This window comes from Pseudomonas sp. GT1P32, assembly GCF_054897805.1.
The window spans coordinates 6,629,695-6,648,236 of the sequence record NZ_CM142704.1; the positions used below are offsets into that span (position 1 = coordinate 6,629,695).

Annotated in this window: 21 protein-coding genes; 13 read left to right on the top strand and 8 right to left on the bottom strand. The window is 59.9% G+C overall.

Translation table 11 applies throughout. The features are described 5' to 3' along the window. The first annotated feature begins 219 nt into the window (after positions 1 to 219). The 3 genes from ACYZUC_RS30285 to ACYZUC_RS30295 all read left to right on the top strand — a co-directional run bounded on the left by ACYZUC_RS30285 (position 220) and on the right by ACYZUC_RS30295 (position 2,738). Positions 220 to 1,641: an MltF family protein gene (locus tag ACYZUC_RS30285; RefSeq protein ID WP_461992360.1), complete on the top strand. Its 1,422-nt coding sequence runs from the start codon at positions 220 to 222 to the stop codon at positions 1,639 to 1,641. Positions 1,642 to 1,746: 105 nt separating this feature from the next. Further along, complete coding sequence (locus ACYZUC_RS30290; protein ID WP_008031879.1) at positions 1,747 to 2,181, top strand: DoxX family protein; 435 nt, start codon at positions 1,747 to 1,749, stop codon at positions 2,179 to 2,181. 248 nt (positions 2,182 to 2,429) lie between these two features. Then, entirely contained in the window at positions 2,430 to 2,738 is a 309-nt protein-coding gene (locus ACYZUC_RS30295; protein ID WP_223437624.1) for a class I SAM-dependent methyltransferase, read from the top strand. 3 nt (positions 2,739 to 2,741) lie between these two features. Here ACYZUC_RS30295 and greB read toward each other — a convergent pair whose 3' ends face one another. The 3 genes from greB to ACYZUC_RS30310 are packed head-to-tail and all read right to left on the bottom strand — an operon-like array spanning position 2,742 to position 6,461. After that, a complete protein-coding gene (greB, locus tag ACYZUC_RS30300; protein WP_008031876.1) occupies positions 2,742 to 3,239 on the bottom strand; it encodes a transcription elongation factor GreB in 498 nt (165 codons plus the stop codon). Positions 3,240 to 3,273: 34 nt separating this feature from the next. Continuing rightward, on the bottom strand, positions 3,274 to 5,778 hold the full coding sequence (locus ACYZUC_RS30305) for an ABC transporter permease (RefSeq protein WP_461992363.1): 2,505 nt from the start codon (positions 5,776 to 5,778) through the stop codon (positions 3,274 to 3,276). After that, a complete protein-coding gene (locus tag ACYZUC_RS30310; protein WP_226299940.1) occupies positions 5,778 to 6,461 on the bottom strand; it encodes an ABC transporter ATP-binding protein in 684 nt (227 codons plus the stop codon). The genes ACYZUC_RS30305 and ACYZUC_RS30310 overlap by 1 nt, the downstream gene beginning before the upstream one ends. Positions 6,462 to 6,471: 10 nt before the next feature. Between ACYZUC_RS30310 and ACYZUC_RS30315 the strand changes: the two genes are divergently transcribed. The 3 genes from ACYZUC_RS30315 to ACYZUC_RS30325 all read left to right on the top strand — a co-directional run bounded on the left by ACYZUC_RS30315 (position 6,472) and on the right by ACYZUC_RS30325 (position 9,343). Next, complete coding sequence (locus ACYZUC_RS30315; protein ID WP_461992366.1) at positions 6,472 to 7,077, top strand: arylesterase; 606 nt, start codon at positions 6,472 to 6,474, stop codon at positions 7,075 to 7,077. 56 nt (positions 7,078 to 7,133) lie between these two features. After that, positions 7,134 to 7,427: a hypothetical protein gene (locus ACYZUC_RS30320; RefSeq protein WP_003226812.1), complete on the top strand. Its 294-nt coding sequence runs from the start codon at positions 7,134 to 7,136 to the stop codon at positions 7,425 to 7,427. 944 nt (positions 7,428 to 8,371) lie between these two features. Then, on the top strand, positions 8,372 to 9,343 hold the full coding sequence (locus ACYZUC_RS30325; protein ID WP_461992369.1) for a L,D-transpeptidase family protein: 972 nt from the start codon (positions 8,372 to 8,374) through the stop codon (positions 9,341 to 9,343). 123 nt (positions 9,344 to 9,466) lie between these two features. On the opposite strand, the gene oprI is transcribed toward ACYZUC_RS30325, so the two are convergent. Next, positions 9,467 to 9,718, bottom strand: coding sequence for an outer membrane lipoprotei OprI (gene oprI, locus ACYZUC_RS30330; RefSeq protein WP_003172710.1), 252 nt, complete (start codon positions 9,716 to 9,718; stop codon positions 9,467 to 9,469). Between the two features lie 644 nt (positions 9,719 to 10,362). Here oprI and ACYZUC_RS30335 point away from each other — a divergent pair. After that, positions 10,363 to 10,650 (top strand): GNAT family N-acetyltransferase, encoded by a 288-nt coding sequence (locus ACYZUC_RS30335; protein ID WP_008031384.1) that lies wholly within the window; start codon positions 10,363 to 10,365, stop codon positions 10,648 to 10,650. Between the two features lie 60 nt (positions 10,651 to 10,710). On the opposite strand, the gene ACYZUC_RS30340 is transcribed toward ACYZUC_RS30335, so the two are convergent. Both ACYZUC_RS30340 and ACYZUC_RS30345 read right to left on the bottom strand, forming a co-directional pair. Then, positions 10,711 to 11,787: a 3-deoxy-7-phosphoheptulonate synthase gene (locus ACYZUC_RS30340; RefSeq protein ID WP_150631053.1), complete on the bottom strand. Its 1,077-nt coding sequence runs from the start codon at positions 11,785 to 11,787 to the stop codon at positions 10,711 to 10,713. Positions 11,788 to 11,949: 162 nt separating this feature from the next. Then, entirely contained in the window at positions 11,950 to 12,393 is a 444-nt protein-coding gene (locus tag ACYZUC_RS30345; RefSeq protein WP_461992372.1) for a PilZ domain-containing protein, read from the bottom strand. On the opposite strand from ACYZUC_RS30345, the gene ACYZUC_RS30350 reads away from it, so the two are divergent. The 5 genes from ACYZUC_RS30350 (at position 12,392) to cysB (ending at position 16,348) form a co-directional block, all read left to right on the top strand. Beyond that, the gene (locus ACYZUC_RS30350; RefSeq protein ID WP_461992374.1) at positions 12,392 to 12,778 is read left to right on the top strand and encodes a thioredoxin family protein; all 387 of its coding nucleotides are present in this window, start codon (positions 12,392 to 12,394) and stop codon (positions 12,776 to 12,778) included. The two genes, ACYZUC_RS30345 and ACYZUC_RS30350, sit on opposite strands and share 2 nt — an antisense overlap. After that, positions 12,775 to 13,731, top strand: coding sequence for a putative 2-dehydropantoate 2-reductase (locus ACYZUC_RS30355; protein ID WP_461992376.1), 957 nt, complete (start codon positions 12,775 to 12,777; stop codon positions 13,729 to 13,731). Before ACYZUC_RS30350 ends, ACYZUC_RS30355 begins: the two co-directional genes overlap by 4 nt. Positions 13,732 to 13,756: 25 nt before the next feature. Continuing rightward, a complete protein-coding gene (locus tag ACYZUC_RS30360) occupies positions 13,757 to 14,662 on the top strand; it encodes a 5'-nucleotidase (protein WP_414910748.1) in 906 nt (301 codons plus the stop codon). Positions 14,663 to 14,756: 94 nt separating this feature from the next. Beyond that, positions 14,757 to 15,260 carry a universal stress protein gene (locus ACYZUC_RS30365; protein WP_461992378.1) on the top strand — a complete coding sequence of 168 codons (504 nt, stop codon included), beginning with the start codon at positions 14,757 to 14,759 and terminating at the stop codon, positions 15,258 to 15,260. A 113-nt stretch (positions 15,261 to 15,373) separates the two neighbouring features. Next, entirely contained in the window at positions 15,374 to 16,348 is a 975-nt protein-coding gene (gene cysB / locus ACYZUC_RS30370; RefSeq protein WP_008031398.1) for an HTH-type transcriptional regulator CysB, read from the top strand. Positions 16,349 to 16,355: 7 nt separating this feature from the next. Here the strand turns inward: cysB and ACYZUC_RS30375 are convergent, their stop codons facing one another. Together ACYZUC_RS30375 and ACYZUC_RS30380 are read right to left on the bottom strand one after the other, a co-directional pair. Further along, positions 16,356 to 16,838 carry a GreA/GreB family elongation factor gene (locus tag ACYZUC_RS30375; RefSeq protein WP_461992381.1) on the bottom strand — a complete coding sequence of 161 codons (483 nt, stop codon included), beginning with the start codon at positions 16,836 to 16,838 and terminating at the stop codon, positions 16,356 to 16,358. A gap of 2 nt (positions 16,839 to 16,840) precedes the next feature. Next, complete coding sequence (locus ACYZUC_RS30380) at positions 16,841 to 17,251, bottom strand: hypothetical protein (RefSeq protein WP_461992382.1); 411 nt, start codon at positions 17,249 to 17,251, stop codon at positions 16,841 to 16,843. A 124-nt stretch (positions 17,252 to 17,375) separates the two neighbouring features. Here ACYZUC_RS30380 and earP point away from each other — a divergent pair, with 124 nt between their 5' ends. After that, positions 17,376 to 18,533: an elongation factor P maturation arginine rhamnosyltransferase EarP gene (gene earP, locus ACYZUC_RS30385; RefSeq protein WP_461992384.1), complete on the top strand. Its 1,158-nt coding sequence runs from the start codon at positions 17,376 to 17,378 to the stop codon at positions 18,531 to 18,533. Positions 18,534 to 18,542 lie beyond the last annotated feature (9 nt).

The following is an 18,542-nucleotide window of genomic DNA, read 5'->3' on the forward strand; positions in this document are numbered from 1 at the left end:
AAAGGCCGGAAAGCATATCAGAGCTGTAGATTTATAAGAAAAGCCAAGAACTACAACGAGTTAAAGCTGTCTTTTGATGCCGCGAGACAAGCTGGGGTGGTCAGCATGCCATCACTGTGCCAGTCTTTCGCACTTTGCCAGCGCTCAAGGCGCTCTGTTTCTGTCGTTCGATTTCAAACATTTTTTTGAAATTGGCCCAGTATTCTTTCCGGAGAGTGGATGACACGTCCCTCGATTTTGTTACTGCTGTGTGGTTCGTTGCTGCTGCCGATGCCGGCGGTTGCGCGGTTGGCCGGCCCGCTGCAAGCCGTGCCGGCGGCCAAGGTGCGCGATCTGCAGGAAATCCGCAGCAGCCGAGTGCTGAAGGTGCTGGTCAACCAGAGTCGCAACAGCTCCGGCGAAGTCCAGGGCCAGGCCATCGGCGTCGAATACCATCGCTTGCGTGCCTTCGAGCAATACCTCAATGGTCATGCCCGTGACGGTCAGGAAGTGACGCTCAAGATCATTCCCAAAGCCAAGGATCAACTGCTCGGCGCGTTGCAGCGCGGGGAGGGGGATCTGGTTGCGCCGGGCGAGTTGCTCGATCTGCAACCGGGCTACGCCGTCAGCACCAGCGAACCGATTGCCAGCGACATTCCTCTGGTCCTGGTCGGAATCAAGGGCGAGAAACGCTACACCCGCCTTGAACAACTGTCCGGTAAAACACTGGCGTTGCCCACCGGCAGCGCCGCCGGGGACGCGATCAGTCAGATCAATCAAAAGCTTGCCTTGCACAAACTGGCACCGGTGAAGATCGAGTGGGTCGATCCGAGTCTGGCGGTCGAAGACGTGCTGGAAATGGTTCAGGGCGGGATTTTTCACCTGACCATCGTCGAGCAGCCGATTGCCGAACGCTGGGGCAAGATCCTGCCCAAGTTGCGTTTCGATCGGCAGGTGTTGATCAGCGAGCCGGGGGAAGAGTTCTGGTTCGTACGCCGCGATGCCTCGATGCTGCGGGCGAGCATCGATCGCTTCCTGATCGGGTACAAAAAGCCTTCGGATCAGGACGCGGCGTTCCTGCGCATCTATCGACGCCTCTATCAAGTGCATTACCCACTGGCCAAGACCGATCGCCAGCGCCTGGAAAAACTTCGACCGGTATTGCAGAAACACGCCGATGCCCAAGGCATGGATTGGTTGAATCTGGCGGCATTGGCCTTCAAGGAGTCTGCGCTGCAACCCAGCGCACGAAGCGGCGGTGGCCCCACTGGCCTGATGCAGATCACTCCGTCCGCGGCCCAGCGGGTAGGGGTCAACAACATTCAGGACCTCGATGCCAATGTGCAGGCCGGGGCCAAATACCTGGCGATGATCCGCCGCAAGTTTTTTGCCAGCCCCAAACTCAACGAGCGTGAGCGCATGGCGTTTGTGCTGGCGGCTTACAACATCGGGCCGGAGCGGGTTCAGGGCATGCGCGCTGAGGCGCGTCGGCGAGGCTTGAATCCCAATCAATGGTTCTTCCAGGTCGAGCGCATCGCCATGGAGCAGGTGGGAATGGGACCCGTCAGCTATGTTAATAGCGTGAACAAGTATTACTTGGCGTTCGATCGGGAGCGGGAGTCGTTGGAGCCCCAGGGGCAGAAAGTAGCCTTACGGAAGTAATCGAATAAACTGATTGTTATGGCGAAAAATTTGCGCTTTTAGCATTTAATTTATTGATTAATATAGCGGCCAACCAACACACAAACACACAATGGATGACACAGCATGAGCTCACTGATCAACAAGGTACTGTTCACCCGCGCTGGCTACGGCCTGACTGTCCTGCGGATTTTCGTCGGCATCATCTTCGCGGCCCACGGCTCGCAGAAACTCTTCGGCGCTTTCGGCGGCTACGGTCTGGCGGGCACCGCGCAGTACATGGAAAGCATCGGCCTGGCACCGGGTTACCTGATGGCCACGTTGGCCGGTGGTACCGAGTTCTTCGCCGGTCTGGCCTTGATCATCGGCTTGCTGGTCCGCCCTGCGGCACTTGGCCTGACGTTCCTGTCGCTGGTCGCCATCTTCAGCGTGCATATCAGCAACGGTCTGTTCATGGCCAACAACGGTTATGAATTCGCCCTGGCCCTGCTGGGGGGCAGCATCGCGGTGTTGTTCGAAGGCGCCGGCAAGCTGTCGGTTGATCGCGCCATCGCTGGTTGATCGCTCTGGCTCAACGAAAAGGCCCGCATTGCGCGGGCCTTTTTTGTTGTGCGTCATTCTTGACACTGTCCGGTCAGCTTCTCTAGGATGCTGCCCATGCGCCGATTTAAACAGCTACTTGCGGGGCGCCAGGTGACTCATTCAGTTGCCGATAGAAGCTTGAAACAGGCTTCGAAATACCGCTAAAGCGCTGGTTCGGTGTTGCCTCTCACCTGCCATGCAGACTTTTGAGGCAGAGACACGACACGATGAATGCACTAAACCCCGTTGTACGCCCCGCGCCGATCACGGCACATCTGACCCAGCGCAATCCAAAAATCCTGCTTGGCGGCAAACATCAGCCGACGCTCCTGCGTTACCTTGATGGTTGGCCACGTCGCACCGGTGGGCCCGCAGCTTTCCTGATCCAGTTTGTCGAAGACGGTGAGTCACTGGCGCGTTTTGCCAGCGACAGTTTCGACCTGGCGGTGATTCAGTCGCCCGCCCTTGAAGACGCGCCAGAGATGATCAAACAACTGACCCGCGTCGCCCGGCAAGGGCTGATCACCCGGCGTTAAAGCTTATGGGTAATCAATCGCCACGATATACACGCACTGTTCGCCGGTAGGCGTCTGCACCCGAACTTCGGCGTCCAGCGCCTTGCCGATCAGGGCGCGTGCCAGCGGTGAGTCGATGCTGATCAGGCCCAGTTTCAAGTCCAGTTCATCCGGCCCGACGATGCGGTAGCGCGACTCTTTGCCGTCCTCATCTTCGATGGTGACCCAGGCCCCGAAATAGACTTTGTTCGGATCGCTGGGCTTTTCGCTGACCACCTTGAGTGCTTCCAGGCGCTTGGTGAGAAAGCGCACGCGACTGTCGATTTCGCGCAGCATCTTTTTGCCGTAGGTGTATTCGGCGTTCTCGGAGCGATCACCCTGCGCCGCGGCCTCGCTGACCGATTGCGTGACTTGCGGTCGGCGCACATGCCAGAGTTCATGGAACTCGGCCCGCATCCGCGCTTCACCTTCAGGGGTGATCAGCGCGGTGCCAGCGGTGCGGGGAGGGCGATAACGGCTCATGGCAACTTCTTGTGGTTGAGAGGAGTTGAGTCTATCAACCCTCGCGCAAGACTGTCAGGGGGCTGGCGTTCAAGGCACGTCGGGTGCCAAACACGCCGGCACCGCCGATCAGCACGGCGCCGATCAGTGGCAACACCAGCAGCCACGGATGCGGGTGCCACGGTAAGTCGAAGGCGTAACGGTACAGCACCAGGCTCACCAGCTCCGAGCCCAGTGCCGCCAGCAACCCGCTGACCGCGCCAAGCAGGCCGAACTCGATCCGTCGGGCCTTGACCAGCAACTGGCGCTCGGCCCCCAGAGCTCGTAGCAATGCGCCTTGGCGAATGCGTTCATCCAGCGTGGCTTGCAGGCCCGAGAACAGCACCGCCATCCCCGCCGCCAACACAAACAACAACACGTACTCCACCGCCAGGGTGACCTGGGCGAGGATGCTGCGCAGCTGCGCCAGCAAGGCTTCGACTTGCAGAATGGTCACCGCCGGGAAGGCGCGGGACAGGTCGACGATCTGCTGATCGTGACCCGCCGCCAGATAGAAACTGGTCAGGTAGGTCGCTGGCAGATCCTTCAATGTGCCGGGCTGGAAAATCATGAAAAAGTTCGGCTGGAAGTTGTCCCAGTTGATCTCCCGCAGGCTGGTGACCTTCGCTTCGCGATTGACCCCGCCGACGGTGAAGACCAAGTGATCGCCGAGCTTGAGCTTCAGGCTCTCGGCGACTTTGCCTTCCACCGACACGCCGGGTACGTCGTCCGGCGCCTGATCGCCCCACCAGTTGCCGGCGGTGAGTTTGTTGCCGGCCGGCAGGTCTGCCGCCCAGGTCAGGCTGAGGTCGCGCTGAATCGCCCGATCACCGGCCGAGTCCTTGCTGACGATGTCCTGCACCGGTTCGCCATTGATGCTGATCAATCGCCCCGGCACCACCGGGTACAACGGCGCCGATTGTGCCGACAGTTCGATCAGGCGATCGGTGAATGCCTGTTTTTCCGCCGGCAGGATGTTCAGCGCGAAGTAATTCGGCGCGTTTTTCGGCAACTGGTTTTGCCAGGTGTCCAGCAATTCGCCGCGCAGCAAAGCGATCAGCGCCATGGACAGCAGGATCAGACCGAAGGCCAGCGATTGGCCGGCTGCCGCCAGTGGATGACGCAGCAATTGACCCAGGCCGAGACGCCACGGCAACGAAGCGCGCGCGAGCATTCGGCGCAGGCTCTTCAGTAGCAGCAACAGCAAGCCGCCCAGCACCAGCGCCGCGATCACGCCGCCGCCGAGCAGGGCGAAGGTCAGTACCAAATCCAGGCTCAGGCGCCACATGATCAGCCCGAGAGCGCCCAGTGCTGCGCCGTAGACCATCCAGGTGCTGGAAGGAATCGGCAGCATGTCGCGGCGCAATACGCGCAATGGCGGGACCCGCCCTAATGCAGCCAGTGGCGGCAAGGCAAAACCGGCCAGCGCTACCAGTCCGGTGCCGATCCCGGCGATGGCCGGAAGCAGGCCGCCCGGAGGAACATCGGTCGGCAACAAATCATGCAGTAGCGCGAACAGCCCGAGCTGCGCCAGCCAGCCGAGCAAGGCACCGCTGATGCTGGCCAACAGTCCGAGAACCGTCAGCTGCAAACTGAACAGCACCATGGTTTCCCGGCGGGACAGCCCGAGACAGCGCAACAGTGCACTGGCATCGAAGCGGCGGGTGGCGAAGCGCGTCGCCGACAGCGCCACCGCGACGCCGGACAACAGCACCGCGACCAGACTCGCCATGTTCAAGTAGCGCTCGGCTTTGCCCAGTGCGCCGCCGATCTGCCGGTTGCCATCGCGGGCGTCTTGAATGCGTTGATTGGCGGCGAGGCCGGGTTTGATCAATTGACGGTAGGTTTCCAGCGCTTCGGGCTTGCCGCGCCAGAGTTCGCGGTAGCTGACGCGGCTGCCGGGCTGCACCACGCCGGTCGCCGTGAGATCGCTGAGGTTGATCAGCACCCGTGGCGTCAGGCTGTAGAAGTTGCCGGCACGATCCGGTTCATAGGTCAGTACACGTGCCAGTTTAAGGGTGCGCATGCCGACGTCGATGCTGTCGCCGATCTTCAAATCCAGCGCGGTCAGCAGTCGCGCTTCAACCCAGGCTTCGCCGGGTTTCGGTCCGCCTCCGGATTCTTCCGCAGCGAAGGGCGCAGCGGCGCTTTTCAGCTCACCGCGCAGTGGATAGACGCCGTCGGCGGCCTTGATGCTGGACAGCTGAATGCCATTGTCGGTGGCGATTACGCTGGAGAACTCCACCACCTGCGCATGTTCGAGGCCCAGATCCGTGCCGCTTTTGATCTGTTCGGGCCGTGCTGGGGAACTGCCTTCGAGCAGTAGGTCGGCGCCGAGAAACTCGGTGGCGCGCAGCATCATGGCGCCATTCAGGCGGGCGCCGAAGTAACCGATGGCGGTACTCGCCGCCACCGCCACCAGCAAAGCGAAGAACAACACCCGCAACTCACCGGCGCGGGCGTCGCGCAGCAGTTGGCGGATGGCGAGACTGAACAGGCGCAACAGCGGCAGGCGTGCCATCAAGGCTCCAGAGGGGCGACCAGCAGGCCGGCTTCAAGGCGGATCAGGCGCCGGCAGCGATGTGCCAGGCGTTCATCGTGGGTCACCAGCACCAGGGTAGTGCCGCGTTCCTTGTTCAGTTCGAACAACAAATCGCTGATGCGCTCGCCGGTGTGGCTGTCGAGGTTGCCGGTGGGTTCGTCGGCGAACAGCACATCGGGCTCGGCGGCAAACGCACGGGCAATCGCCACGCGTTGCTGCTCGCCACCGGAGAGCTGGCGGGGCGAGTGAGTCAGGCGCTGGCCCAAACCGACCCGTTGCAGCAATTCGGTGGCGCGCTCACGGGCGTCTTTGCGGCCATCGAGTTCCAGCGGCAACATGACGTTTTCCAAGGCGTTGAGACTGTCGAGCAACTGGAATGACTGAAAGACAAAACCGACGTGTTCGGCGCGAATGCGCGCGCGTTGGTCTTCATCGAGATTGCTCAGGCCCTGGCCTGCGAGGGTGACTTCACCGCTGCTCGGCAAGTCGAGGCCGGCGAGCAGGCCGAGGAGGGTGGATTTCCCCGAGCCGGACGCGCCGACGATGGCCAGGCTGTCGCCCTTGTTCAGTTCCAGGCTGAGTTCGTGCAGGATAGTCAGATCACCTTCCGCGCTGGGAACCACTTTGCTGAGGTTCTTCGCGGTGAGAATGCTTGCGCCCATGGAGAATCCGATGCGAGTGTGGTTTTTGAGTGCTGGCCTGGCCTTGATGTGCATGGCCCAGAACGCAGCGGCGGGTACTGTCCTGATCGTTGGCGATAGTATCAGCGCCGGTTTCGGACTGGATACCCGCGAGGGGTGGGTGTCGCTGCTTGAGCAACGGCTCAAGCGCGAAGGTTTCGACGATAAGGTGGTCAATGCGTCCATCAGCGGCGACACCAGCGCCGGAGGCCGGGCGCGCCTGCCTGCGCTGCTTGCAGAGCATAAACCGGAGTTGGTGATCCTCGAGTTGGGCGGCAATGACGGGCTGCGCGGAATGCTGCCAACACAATTGCAACAAAACCTTGCAGCGATGATCAACAGCTCCAAGGCCAGTGGTGCCAAAGTGCTGCTACTGGGCATGCAACTGCCACCAAACTACGGTGCGCGCTACAACAAAATCTTCACCGAGGCTTTCAGCAACGTCGCCGCCGAGAAAAAAATCCCGCTGGTGCCGTTTTTCCTCGAGGGCGTGGGCGGGCATCCTGACCTGATGCAGTCAGACGGCTTGCACCCGACTGCGGGCGCTCAGGACAAGTTGCTGGAAAATGTCTGGCCGACACTGAAACCGCTGCTTTGACGCTTTTCTAGCGGCGGTGTTTCGGCTAAGGTGGCGCCCCCGATTTGGAGCCCCCGATGCCGCGTCCTGCCTGGTCACTTTTTGCCTATCAACTGATCGAGCCTGACGAACAGCTGGATCTGTTCGCCTGCCAGGAAGTGCGGGTACATCTGGTGACCCGTCAGCTGGAGCTGGGCGGTTCGGCCGATCGAACCTTGTGCGGCAGCCTGTTGCCCGCGCAACCGCGCTGGTCGAGCGTTGATCGCCGGGTGTTCCAGGACCAGCGGCTGTGTTCGTTGTGCCGGGCCATTCTGGAGTCGCAAAAGCGCGGTACTTCGCCGATCTGGCCGGAGCTGCGGTTCGAGCTTTGATGGCTTGATGCGGGGTTGGGTTGGGTTGGGTTGGGGGCATATCCGTTTTTGCGGTAATGGCGGCTATTGGTTCCGCTCTTACAGCGGGTCACTTGGAGAAGCGCCAAGTAACCAAGCGCTTTTGCCCCTTTCGTTCGGCCCTTCGCTTAGGCTCAGGGTGCCCTCGCTCCGGTCCTGCTCCGTGGGCCCGCCGCGATCGGCCATCCTTGGCCGTGCGCGGCTAACCCGGCATCCATGCCGGGTTGCCCACTGCGCAGAACCTCCACTTAGCCTCTCGAGGGGGCGACTACCGCCACAGCCGCCGAGGCGGCCTGAAAGCCGACCTGGCTCTTCAGTTGTCCGCGTTGTCCTTCTCTGATGCGTTCACTCATTCCGGACATGAACACCGATCCCCTGTAGGAGCCGGCTTGCTGGCGATAGCGTCTGCCCAGCCAATACATACGTCGACTGACCCACCGCCATCGCCAGCAAGCCGGCTCCTACACAGGGATTGGGTTCGCACGATTCAAAATTGTAGGAGCCAGCTTGCTGGCGATGGACGTCAACGATAACGCGGGCTGTCTGAATGAACGCGTCGCCCAGACGCTTTTCGCCGGCAAGCCGGCTCCTACAGGGAATCCCATACGCTTTTGATTTCCACCACTCATCAGGCCGAGCGTTAGCTCGCCTTCCGCTTTTGATCTGAGCGCCCCCTCGAGAGGGCATGCCGAGCCTTAGCGAGGCACCGAACGAAAGGGGCAAGAGCGCTTGGTTACTTGGCGCTTTTCCAAGTGACCCGCTGTAAAAGCGGAACCATTAGCGGCCGTTGCCGCAGAAATGGATATGTACCCCTGAAAAAATATCGCAGCCAATCCACGCTCTATCGGTGCGTCTCCCCGAATACCAGAGCGTCGGTGTACAATTGCGTTCTTAAACCCCAGTCGATTATGCGAAGGATTTTCCGGATGTTGCCGCGCTTTCCTGCCGTCACCCGCTGCCTGACTCTTGCCGCCCTTTGTGCGGCAGGCCCCGTAGCAGCATTGGAGCTACCCCTGCCACCGCCCGGTGAAGACATCATCGGCCAGGTGCAAGTGATCAAGGCCAAGTACGAAGACACCTTCGCCGACCTTGGCACCACCTACGATCTGGGCTACTCGGAAATGGTCGCGGCCAACCCGGGCGTCGATCCATGGTTGCCGGGTGCCGGCACCGAGATCGTGCTGCCGACGCGCTTCATCCTGCCGCCAGGCCCACGTGAAGGCATCGTCATCAACCTGGCTGAATACCGCCTCTACTACTTCCCGAAAGGCCGGAACGTGGTCTACACCTTCCCGCTGGGTATCGGTCGTGAAGGCTGGGGGTCGCCGATTGCCCACACCAGCATCGTTGCGAAGACACCGAACCCGACCTGGACGCCTCCAGCGTCGATCAAGGCCGAGCACGCGGCTGACGGCGATCCGCTGCCGAACGTCGTGCCGGCCGGCCCGGACAACCCGCTGGGCCCGTTCAAATTCACCCTGGGCACACCGGGCTACCTGATCCACGGTTCGAACAAGAAGTTCGGCATCGGCATGCGCACCAGCCACGGCTGCTTCCGCATGTTTAACAACAACGTGCTGGAAATGGCGGGCATGGTACCGGTCGGCACGTCGGTGCGCATTCTCAACGACCCGTACAAGTTCGGCGTGAGTGGCGGCAAGGTTTATCTGGAAGCGCACACGCCGCTGGACGACAAGGGCAACCCGTCGGTCGTCGACAAGCACACGGCTGTGATCAACGCGATGCTCAAGCGCGAAGACATCACCAACAACCTGCGCATGAACTGGGATGTGGTGCGTGATGTGGTCGCCGCTGAAGATGGCCTGCCGGTGGAAATCGCCGTGCCGAATACTTCTGCGCCGATGGTGACGAGTGCACCGATCGATCCGTTGCAGTAAGGCTTGAACAGAACCCGCCGGCGCTGAGAGCGTCGGCGGGTTTTTTATTGCCTGGACAAACGCCGGGCAATAAAAAAGCCGACCCAAAAAATGGGTCGGCTTGATAACAACCCCGAAGGATTATTACTTGCGGCTAGCTTTTTCCAGCATGCGCAGAGCACGCTCGTTAGCTTCGTCAGCAGTCTGTTGTGCTTTTTGAGCAGCAGCCAGAGCTTCATCAGCTTTACGGTAAGCTTCGTCTGCACGAGCCTGGGAGCGAGCAGCTGCGTCTTCAGTAGCGGTCAGACGTGCTTCGGTTTCTTTCGATACGCTGCTGCAACCGGTAGCCAGAACTGCGGCCAGAGCCAGAGCAGAGAATTTCAGAACGTTGTTCATCGTGTTCCCCTTCAAGGACTTTCTATTAAAGTAGCTGTCTCCTCAGAGTGAGGAAATAGCCGGCGTACATACTACCCATTACTTGTCGTAAGTAAACTGACGTAAAGCAAGAAGCAAAAAAAATTGTAGGCGTTGATTCTTTTTCGAGCAACTTTTACTTGCGATTGATTAAAAAATATCCAGCTGCGAGGCCCGAGCTGAGCGAGTTGGCACGAAAAAGTTCCCGGTGGCAGGACTGTTTTCTCCATCTTGGCTAAAGTCTGTCTAGATGGATTCGTCTACACTTTTGTTCGGAATTTGCGCGACACCTCTCAAACTCTTTCGCCTAGTTGAGGTGACTTAATAGAGGGGCGCTCGTCTTAAGTCTCAACATCCGGCGATGTTCAGGCTATCGACCCGCAGAGCGCTTCGGTCGAGCCGTCCCTGCGTAACCCGGAGCAGCACCCGCCCAACCCAGCGTGATGACGAGCGCACCTTGAGCATTTATGCCAATGGTGCCTACTATTTGATACGTGCTCGGTTGCGCGAGATCGGTGCAGCTCTTCTCGGTGTCCATTCAGGCACGGGGGTGGCGTAGATGTTCCTTCGCCGGAAAAACATCGGTAAGGTAGGGGTCAGAATTCAAGACCCGCAGAGGAGTTGTGATGAGCGAGGCGTTGTCCATCAACCATGACCAGGCAGGTCATCAGTTCGAGACCAATGTGGACGGTCATCGTGCCTACCTGACCTATATGGATCTGGGGAAACAGACTCTGGATATCTATCGCACCTTCGTGCCCAATGCATTGCGTGGTCGCGGCATTGCGGCAGCCTTGACCGAGAAGGCGCTGGAGTACGCCGAGGAAATGGGCTACACCGTGATTCCATCGTGTTCCTACGTGGAGCGCTACATGGAGCGCCACCAGCGGCATGCGGCCAAGCTGAGCCAGTAAAACGAACACATAAAAAAACGCCGGGTTAAGCCCGGCGTTTTTGTGTGCGCTGAACAGTGATCAGGTGCGATCACGTTTAGGCAGCACATCCTTGAGCTTGGCGTGCATGCTGCGCAAGGTGTTTTCGGTGGCGGACCAGTCGATGCAGGCGTCGGTGATCGACACGCCGTATTGCAGGTCGGCGAGGTCTTTCGGGATCGCCTGGCAGCCCCAGTTCAGATGACTTTCGACCATCAGGCCGATGATCGACTGGTTGCCTTCGAGGATCTGGTTGGCGACGTTCTCCATCACCAGCGGTTGCAGGGCCGGGTCCTTGTTGGAGTTGGCGTGGCTGCAGTCGACCATGATGTTGGGCTTGATCTTCGCTTTGTTCAGCGCTTGTTCGCACAGTGCGACGCTGACCGAATCGTAGTTCGGCTTGCCGTTGCCGCCGCGCAGCACCACGTGACCGTAGGCATTGCCCTTGGTGGTAACGATCGACACGCCACCTTCCTGGTTGATCCCCAGAAAGCGGTGCGGGCTGGAAACCGATTGCAGGGCGTTGATCGCAACGGTCAGGCCGCCGTCGGTGCCGTTCTTGAAGCCGACCGCCGAGGACAGGCCGGAAGCCATTTCGCGGTGAGTCTGGGATTCGGTGGTGCGCGCGCCGATGGCCGACCAGCTGATCAGGTCCTGCAAATATTGCGGAGAGATCGGGTCAAGGGCTTCGGTCGCGGTCGGCAGGCCCATTTCGGCCAGGTCCAGCAGCAACTGACGACCAATGTGCAGACCGTCCTGAATCTTGAAGGAGTCGTCCAGGTACGGGTCGTTGATCAAGCCTTTCCAGCCGACAGTGGTGCGTGGCTTCTCGAAATACACGCGCATGACCAGATACAGCGTATCGGACACTTCCGCGGCCAGCACTTTCAGGCGCTCGGCGTATTCGTGGGCAGCCTTGATGTCGTGGATCGAGCACGGCCCGATGACGACAAACAGGCGGTGGTCGGTGCCATCGAGAATGTTGCGAATGACTTCGCGACCCTTGGTGACGGTGCGCAGGGCAGCGTCGCTCAGAGGGATATCACGCTTGAGCTGGTCAGGAGTGATCAGCGTCTCGTTGGAGGCGACGTTTAGGTCGTTGATCGGTAAATCAGCCATCGTTTACTCGTCAGGTCACGGGTGCCGGCCGCCAGCGAACCCGCGCGGCGGAGCACAGCAAATTAAGCGCGTCGGGGAGCGGAACCTTAGCGCGTTACACCGTGGCTCGACAATGGGCAGACAGCGGTTTAAGGGCCATTCGCAACGAATTGATAACGTCCCTTAATCCAGTACCGCCTGCGCAAATGCCTTGCGAACCGTGTCGTGGGAGAACTCGTCGGCGTGCTGCTGGACCCATTCGAGGGCCAGCGCCTGGGTTTCCTGCAGGTCGTCGTGGGCGTCATGCAGGCGACAGTAACGCTCAATCTGACACACCTGTTCGCCCATTCGGGCGCTGAACATCATCTGCTCGTCAACAAAGGCAATGCCCACCAGATAACCGTGTTTGCGCCGCAAGCACCAGGCCACGTAGCCCAGAAAACGCATATCGGGGTTCAAGGTCGGTATGCGAACCTCCAGCGCCGTACCGTGGCGCCAGGCGCGGTGGTAATTGCAAGCCATGCCCCCGAGGCTGATAGTGTGCAGCTGTCGTCGTGAAATACACTCAGGTTTCAGCAACGTTAATTCGACGGGTACATCGTCAGGATGAGGAATAAAACGTCCCATGAGCACGGACTCCATGTGTCGGCCATCTGACATTGTTTCCCCCAGTATAGTGGTCGAATTGGCACTGACCGATTTCGACGCCGACCAACGGTTGCTGGCGATGAGCGGCGTTTCGCTGGTTGTTTTCACCAGCGTCGGCTGCGCTAGTTGCCGTTTTGCCCGAGAGCAATTGCCCAGGCTCGCTCTGGATGTCGATCGCTTGTGCTGGATCGATGCCGGGGACAACGGCGGGGTGGTCGAGCGTTATCAGGTCTTTCATTTGCCGGCGCTGTTTGTGGTGCGCGACGGTGAGTTCTTCGGGGCACTAAGATCACGCCTGACCGCTACCGAGCTGAATGAAGCCGTCGGTCAGGCGTTGACGAGAACAGCAGAGGAGTTGCCATGACGGCTGCAGTTGCCAAACCGACCATCGGTATTATCGGAACCGGTGCGATCGGCGGGTTTTACGGGGTCATGCTGGCGCGTGCCGGCTTCGATGTGCACTTTCTGCTGCGCAGCGAGTTTTCGGCGGTGGCCGAGCACGGACTTCACGTCGACAGTGCACCGCATGGCGCGCTGACGTTGAATCCGGTTCAGGCCTATTCGTCGGCCGAAGACATGCCGCCCTGCGACTGGCTGCTGGTGGGCGCGAAGACCACCAGCAATGCCGATCTGGCGCCAGCGATCATTCAAGCCGCAGCGCCGAATGCCAGGGTGCTGTTGCTGCAAAACGGCCTGGACGTCGAAGACAGTCTGCGGGCATTGCTTCCCGATACGCTGCACCTGCTCGGCGGGCTATGTCTGATCTGCGTGCATCGCACCGGCCCGGGCGCGATCACCCATCAGGCCCTCGGCGCGGTGAACGTCGGCTACCACAGTGGCCCCGCTGGCGATGAGCAGGCGCGCATGGCGATTGTCGAGGAGGGTGCCGGGTTGTTCCGCAGCGCCGGTATCGATTCCCAGGCCATGGCGAACCTGCAACAGGCGCGCTGGCAAAAACTGGTCTGGAATATTCCTTACAACGGCCTCTCGGTTCTGCTCGGTGCGGGTACCACAGCGTTGATGGCCGACGCCGACAGCCGCGAACTGATCAAGGTCTTGATGGCCGAAGTGGTCCTGGGCGCGAAGGCCTGCGGTCACGACATGCCGGCCGGTTATGCCGATTATCTGTTCATGATGACCGAGAAAATGCCGGACTACTGGCCGAGCATGCACCACGACTTTTTGCACAAGCGACCGTTGGAACTGGCGGCCATTTACGCCCGGCCACTGGCGGCGGCCAAGGCTGCCGGGCGCGAATTGCCGAGAATCGAAGCGCTGTATCGCAGTTTGAGTTTTATCGATCGACGCAACACCTGAGTCGATCAACCCGAGGGGGAAGGGCATGGCAAAGACGATTGACGACAAACTGGTACTGGCGATTTCTTCGCGTGCGCTGTTCGACCTGAGCGAAAGCCACAAGGTTTATTTGTCGAGCGGCGTCGAGGCTTATCGGCAATATCAGATCGAGCACGAAGACGAAATCCTCGAGCCCGGCGATGCATTCCCTCTCGTTGAAAAACTCTTGAACCTGAACGCCAGCCTCGGCCGCGCCAGGGTCGAGGTGATCCTGGTGTCGCGCAACAGCGCCGACACCGGGCTGCGGGTGTTCAACTCGATTCACCATTACGGACTGGCGATTTCGCGCGCGGCATTTGTCGGCGGGCGCAGTCCCTATCCGTACCTCAAGGCGTTTGGTTGTGACCTGTTCCTGTCGACCCATGCCGAAGACGTGCGCAGCGCACTGGATGCCGGATTCGCGGCAGCGACCATTCTGTCGGGCGGCGCCAGCCGTGCGGCCAGCGATGAGTTGCGGATTGCCTTCGACGGTGACGCCGTGCTGTTTTCCGACGAGTCGGAGCGGGTTTATCAGGCCGGCGGCCTTGAAGCGTTCCAGGCCAGCGAACGCGAAAGCGCCCGCGAGCCTTTGCGCGGAGGGCCGTTCAAGGGCTTTCTCGCGGCGCTCAATCTGTTGCAGCGCGAGTTCCCGGAGGACGCCTGCCCGATCCGTACCGCGCTGGTCACCGCGCGTTCTGCACCGGCTCATGAACGGGTGATTCGGACCCTGCGCGAGTGGGATATTCGTCTGGACGAATCGCTGTTTCTGGGTGGCCTGACCAAATCCGCTTTCCTTGAAGCCTTTGCCGCTGACGTGTTTTTCGACGATCAGGCCGGTCATTGCGAGTTGGCCCGCGAGGTGGTCGCTACCGGCCATGTGCCGCATGGCATAAGCAATGAGCAAAAGGTTTAAGCCCGCCGTTCAACGCGTTACGCGGGACGTCGCACTCGCCAAGGCACTGCTAAGCTGAATCAATCTCCGCCATGTTGGCACTCGAGGAGGTCATATGATTCGTTCGATGCTTTATGCCACTGACCTCGGCCTGTACGCCCCTTTGGTGATGCAGCATGCCCTGGCGCTGGCTCGAACATTCAATGCCGACCTGTATGTGGTGCACGCGGTTGAACCCATGGGGCTGTTTGCCGAATCGGTGCTTCAGAGTTACCTCGATGAGCAGGCGCTGAACGAGTTTCACAGTCAGGGCCTGAACACCGTGATCGCCAATATCGAGCAGCGCGTGCTCGACAGTTTTCGTGAAGAACTGGGGGATGAAGGGGAGCAGGATCTGGAGCGGATACAAGCGGTGCGGGTGCTTCAGGGCGATCCGTCGCAGGTGATTCTCGAACAGGCGCAGAAACTCTCCGTGGATTTGTTGATCGTAGGTAGTCATAGCCATGGTGCTGGCGCGGAAACGCCTTTGGGCCGGACCGCAGCGCGGGTGTTGCAGTTGGCTAGGGTCCCGGTCTATCTGGTGCCGCTGGTGGAACGCCGTCGCCAAGGGGACCGCTAGTCCACGAATAGTGGCAGTTTGATAAAAAAGTTCTAGATTTATTCTTCAAACCATTAATATAGTTATATACCGTCGCTGATGCCCGTGGCGTCTACCTGCTTTGAGGGATTCATATGAAGCTTCAACAATTGCGCTACATCTGGGAAGTGGCGCACCACGACCTCAACGTTTCCGCTACAGCCCAAAGCCTTTACACCTCGCAACCGGGCATCAGCAAGCAGATCCGTCTGCTGGAAGACGAATTGGGCGTCGAGGTTTTTGCTCGCAGCGGCAAGCACCTGACCCGCGTCACCCCGGCCGGCGAGCGCATCATCACCACCGCCGGCGAGATTCTGCGCAAGGTTGAAAGCATCAAGCAGATCGCCCAGGAATTCTCCAACGAGAAGAAAGGCACCCTGTCGATCGCCACCACGCACACCCAGGCGCGTTATGCGTTGCCACCGGTGATCAGCAATTTCATCAAGCAATACCCGGACGTTGCGCTGCACATGCACCAGGGTTCGCCGATGCAGATCGCCGAAATGGCCGCTGACGGCACCGTCGATTTCGCCATCGCGACTGAAGCGCTGGAGCTGTTCGGTGACCTGGTGATGATGCCGTGCTATCGCTGGAACCGCTGCGTGGTCGTGCCTCAGGGCCACCCGTTGACCAAGCTGTCGAAGCTGACCCTCGAAGCGCTGGCCGAATACCCGATCGTGACTTATGTATTCGGTTTCACTGGCCGTTCGAAACTCGACGAAGCCTTCAGCCATCGCGGCCTGACGCCGAAAGTGGTGTTCACCGCCGCCGACGCCGACGTGATCAAGACTTACGTTCGCCTGGGGTTGGGCGTGGGCATCGTGGCGAAAATGGCGGTCGATACCAAACTCGATAATGATCTGGTGGTGCTCGATGCCAGCGAATTGTTCGAATCCAGCATCACCAAAATCGGTTTCCGTCGCGGCACCTTCCTGCGTGGCTTCATGTGCGACTTCATCGAGAAGTTTGCCCCGCACCTGACCCGCGAAGTCATGGCCAAAGCCATTCAGTGCCACAACAAGCAGGAACTGGAAGAGCTGTTCGACGGCGTCGAACTGCCGGTTCATTGATCTCCCGCTAAACCACCTCGGTAACAGAAAACTGTTGCCGAGTACCCGCCACCAGAATCTCCACCTCGTCCCCTTCGAACTTGCCCAGCAGGCTTTTGCCCAGTGGCGAGCGAGGGGTGATGACGGTAATCCATTGCCCCACCAGATCGACCTTCAAACCCGCCGCGTCGGGCGCCAGGAACAGCCATTGCTCACGTCCCTTTTCGTCTTCGAGGCCGAGCAGGGCGCCGACTTCGATGCCGCGCTGGTCATCATAAGGCCGCAGCGTCAGGTTCTGGCACAGCGTCAGTGACTGCCTGATTTCCTCCACGCGCTTTGCCTGCCCGGCCGCCAGATATGACGCCTCCAGGCCCAGGGTGTCGTACTTGTTTTCGGCGATGTTTTCTTCGTGGGTCGCCGTTTCGTAAGCGGTTTGCGCGGCACGCTCGGCAATGTCGAGATCGATCCGCAGCTTGTCGATAATCAGTTGGTGGACAGTCTTTTTATTCATGATCAATCGCAGAATTGCAGGACATTGGCGCGGCTTTTTTCGCTCGGTGCGGTGCGGTCCTGTTGCAGCCAGAACTGGCAATTGGGGTTCGACAGATTGCGGTTGCTGCTGCGCGCCTGATCCAGCCGTTGTGCCTGTTCGTTCTTGCGCAGGTTCTCTTCGTACTGCTGGAAAATCGGGCTCTGCGGCGGAATGTCCGGCACCGGTTGCACCACCATCGGCGGCTTGGCCAATTGCTCCACCGCTTGCGCGACGGGCGCCAGTTGCTCACTGAACAACAGGCGCGAGGCGAGCCAGCAGGTCAGTGCGATCGCGAGGAAACCCAGCCATATACCGAGAGCAATACTGCCCGTCAGTTGCAGGGCATTGAGCTGGATCGGCAAGCGGCGGCGCGGATTGGGACGGTAGGGCATGACTGCCTCCTGGCGGGTGGTCGCGGGCGAGTGGCGATTGTCGCATGAAGATTAATCGCCGTCGGCTCTTCTGCACGGGGTAATTTATGCGGACAATCGGCGCCTTTGCCAACGGGAGCCTGGAATGCCTGAACTGCCTCAAATGAAAAACCGCAGGCGCTGGGATATTTTTTGCACCGTGGTCGATAACTTTGGCGACATCGGTGTGACCTGGCGCCTGGCCCGCCAATTGGTGGCCGAACATGCGGTGGACGTGCGTTTGTGGGTCGATGATCTGCGGGCCTTCGAGCGTTTGTGCCCAGCCATTGATCTCAACCTTTCACAGCAGTGGCAGGAGGGCGTCGAGGTGCGCCAGTGGACGGCCGACTGGCAGCCGACTGACGCGGCTGATGTGGTAATCGCCGCGTTCGCCTGCCAGTTGCCGAGTGCTTATATGGAGGCCATGGCGGCGCGGGAGAAGCCGCCGCTGTGGATGAACCTCGACTACCTGAGCGCTGAGGATTGGGTCGTTGGCTGCCACGGCTTGCCGTCGGTGAAGTACAAAAACGTGCAGAAATTCTTTTTCTTTCCGGGGTTCCAAAAGGGCACCGGTGGCTTGCTGCGTGAAAGCGGATTGCTGGAACGGCGTCGGCAATTTCAGCAAGACCCCGAGGCTCAGCGCGCATTCCTGCAAGGTTTAGGGATTGATCGTGCGCAAGGCGCGCAGTTGATTTCGCTGTTCGCCTACGAAAATGCCGGCCTGGCCAGTTGGCTGGATGTCATGGCCGCCGATCCAGTGCCCACGCATCTGCTGGTGCCCGAAGGGCGGATTCTCGGTGATGTCGAACGTTGGCTCGGTGTCGAGGGTTTGGCGGCTGACGCGGTGCATGTACGCGATGCCTTGACCGTGCAAGTGCTGCCGTTCGTCCGACAGGATCAATACGATCACCTGCTTTGGTGCTGCGATTTCAACGCCGTGCGCGGCGAAGATTCGTTTGTCCGCGCGCAATGGGCAGGGCGGCCGCTGCTCTGGCACATCTATCGGCAGGACGAAGACATTCACCTGGACAAGCTCGAAGCCTTTCTCACGCTCTACACAAAAGGCCTGTCTGCGCCTGCCCGCGAGGCGATCAGCGGTCTTTGGCGAGAGTGGAATGCCGGGCATGATATGTCCGGCCATTGGGCTACGACCCGTAAACACTGGCCAGAACTGCAAAAACACGCCGAAGCGTGGTGTCTGGAACAGGCTTTGCAGGCTGATCTTGCCGCAGCGCTGGTACAGTTTTATGTAAATTGGATATGATACGCGGCC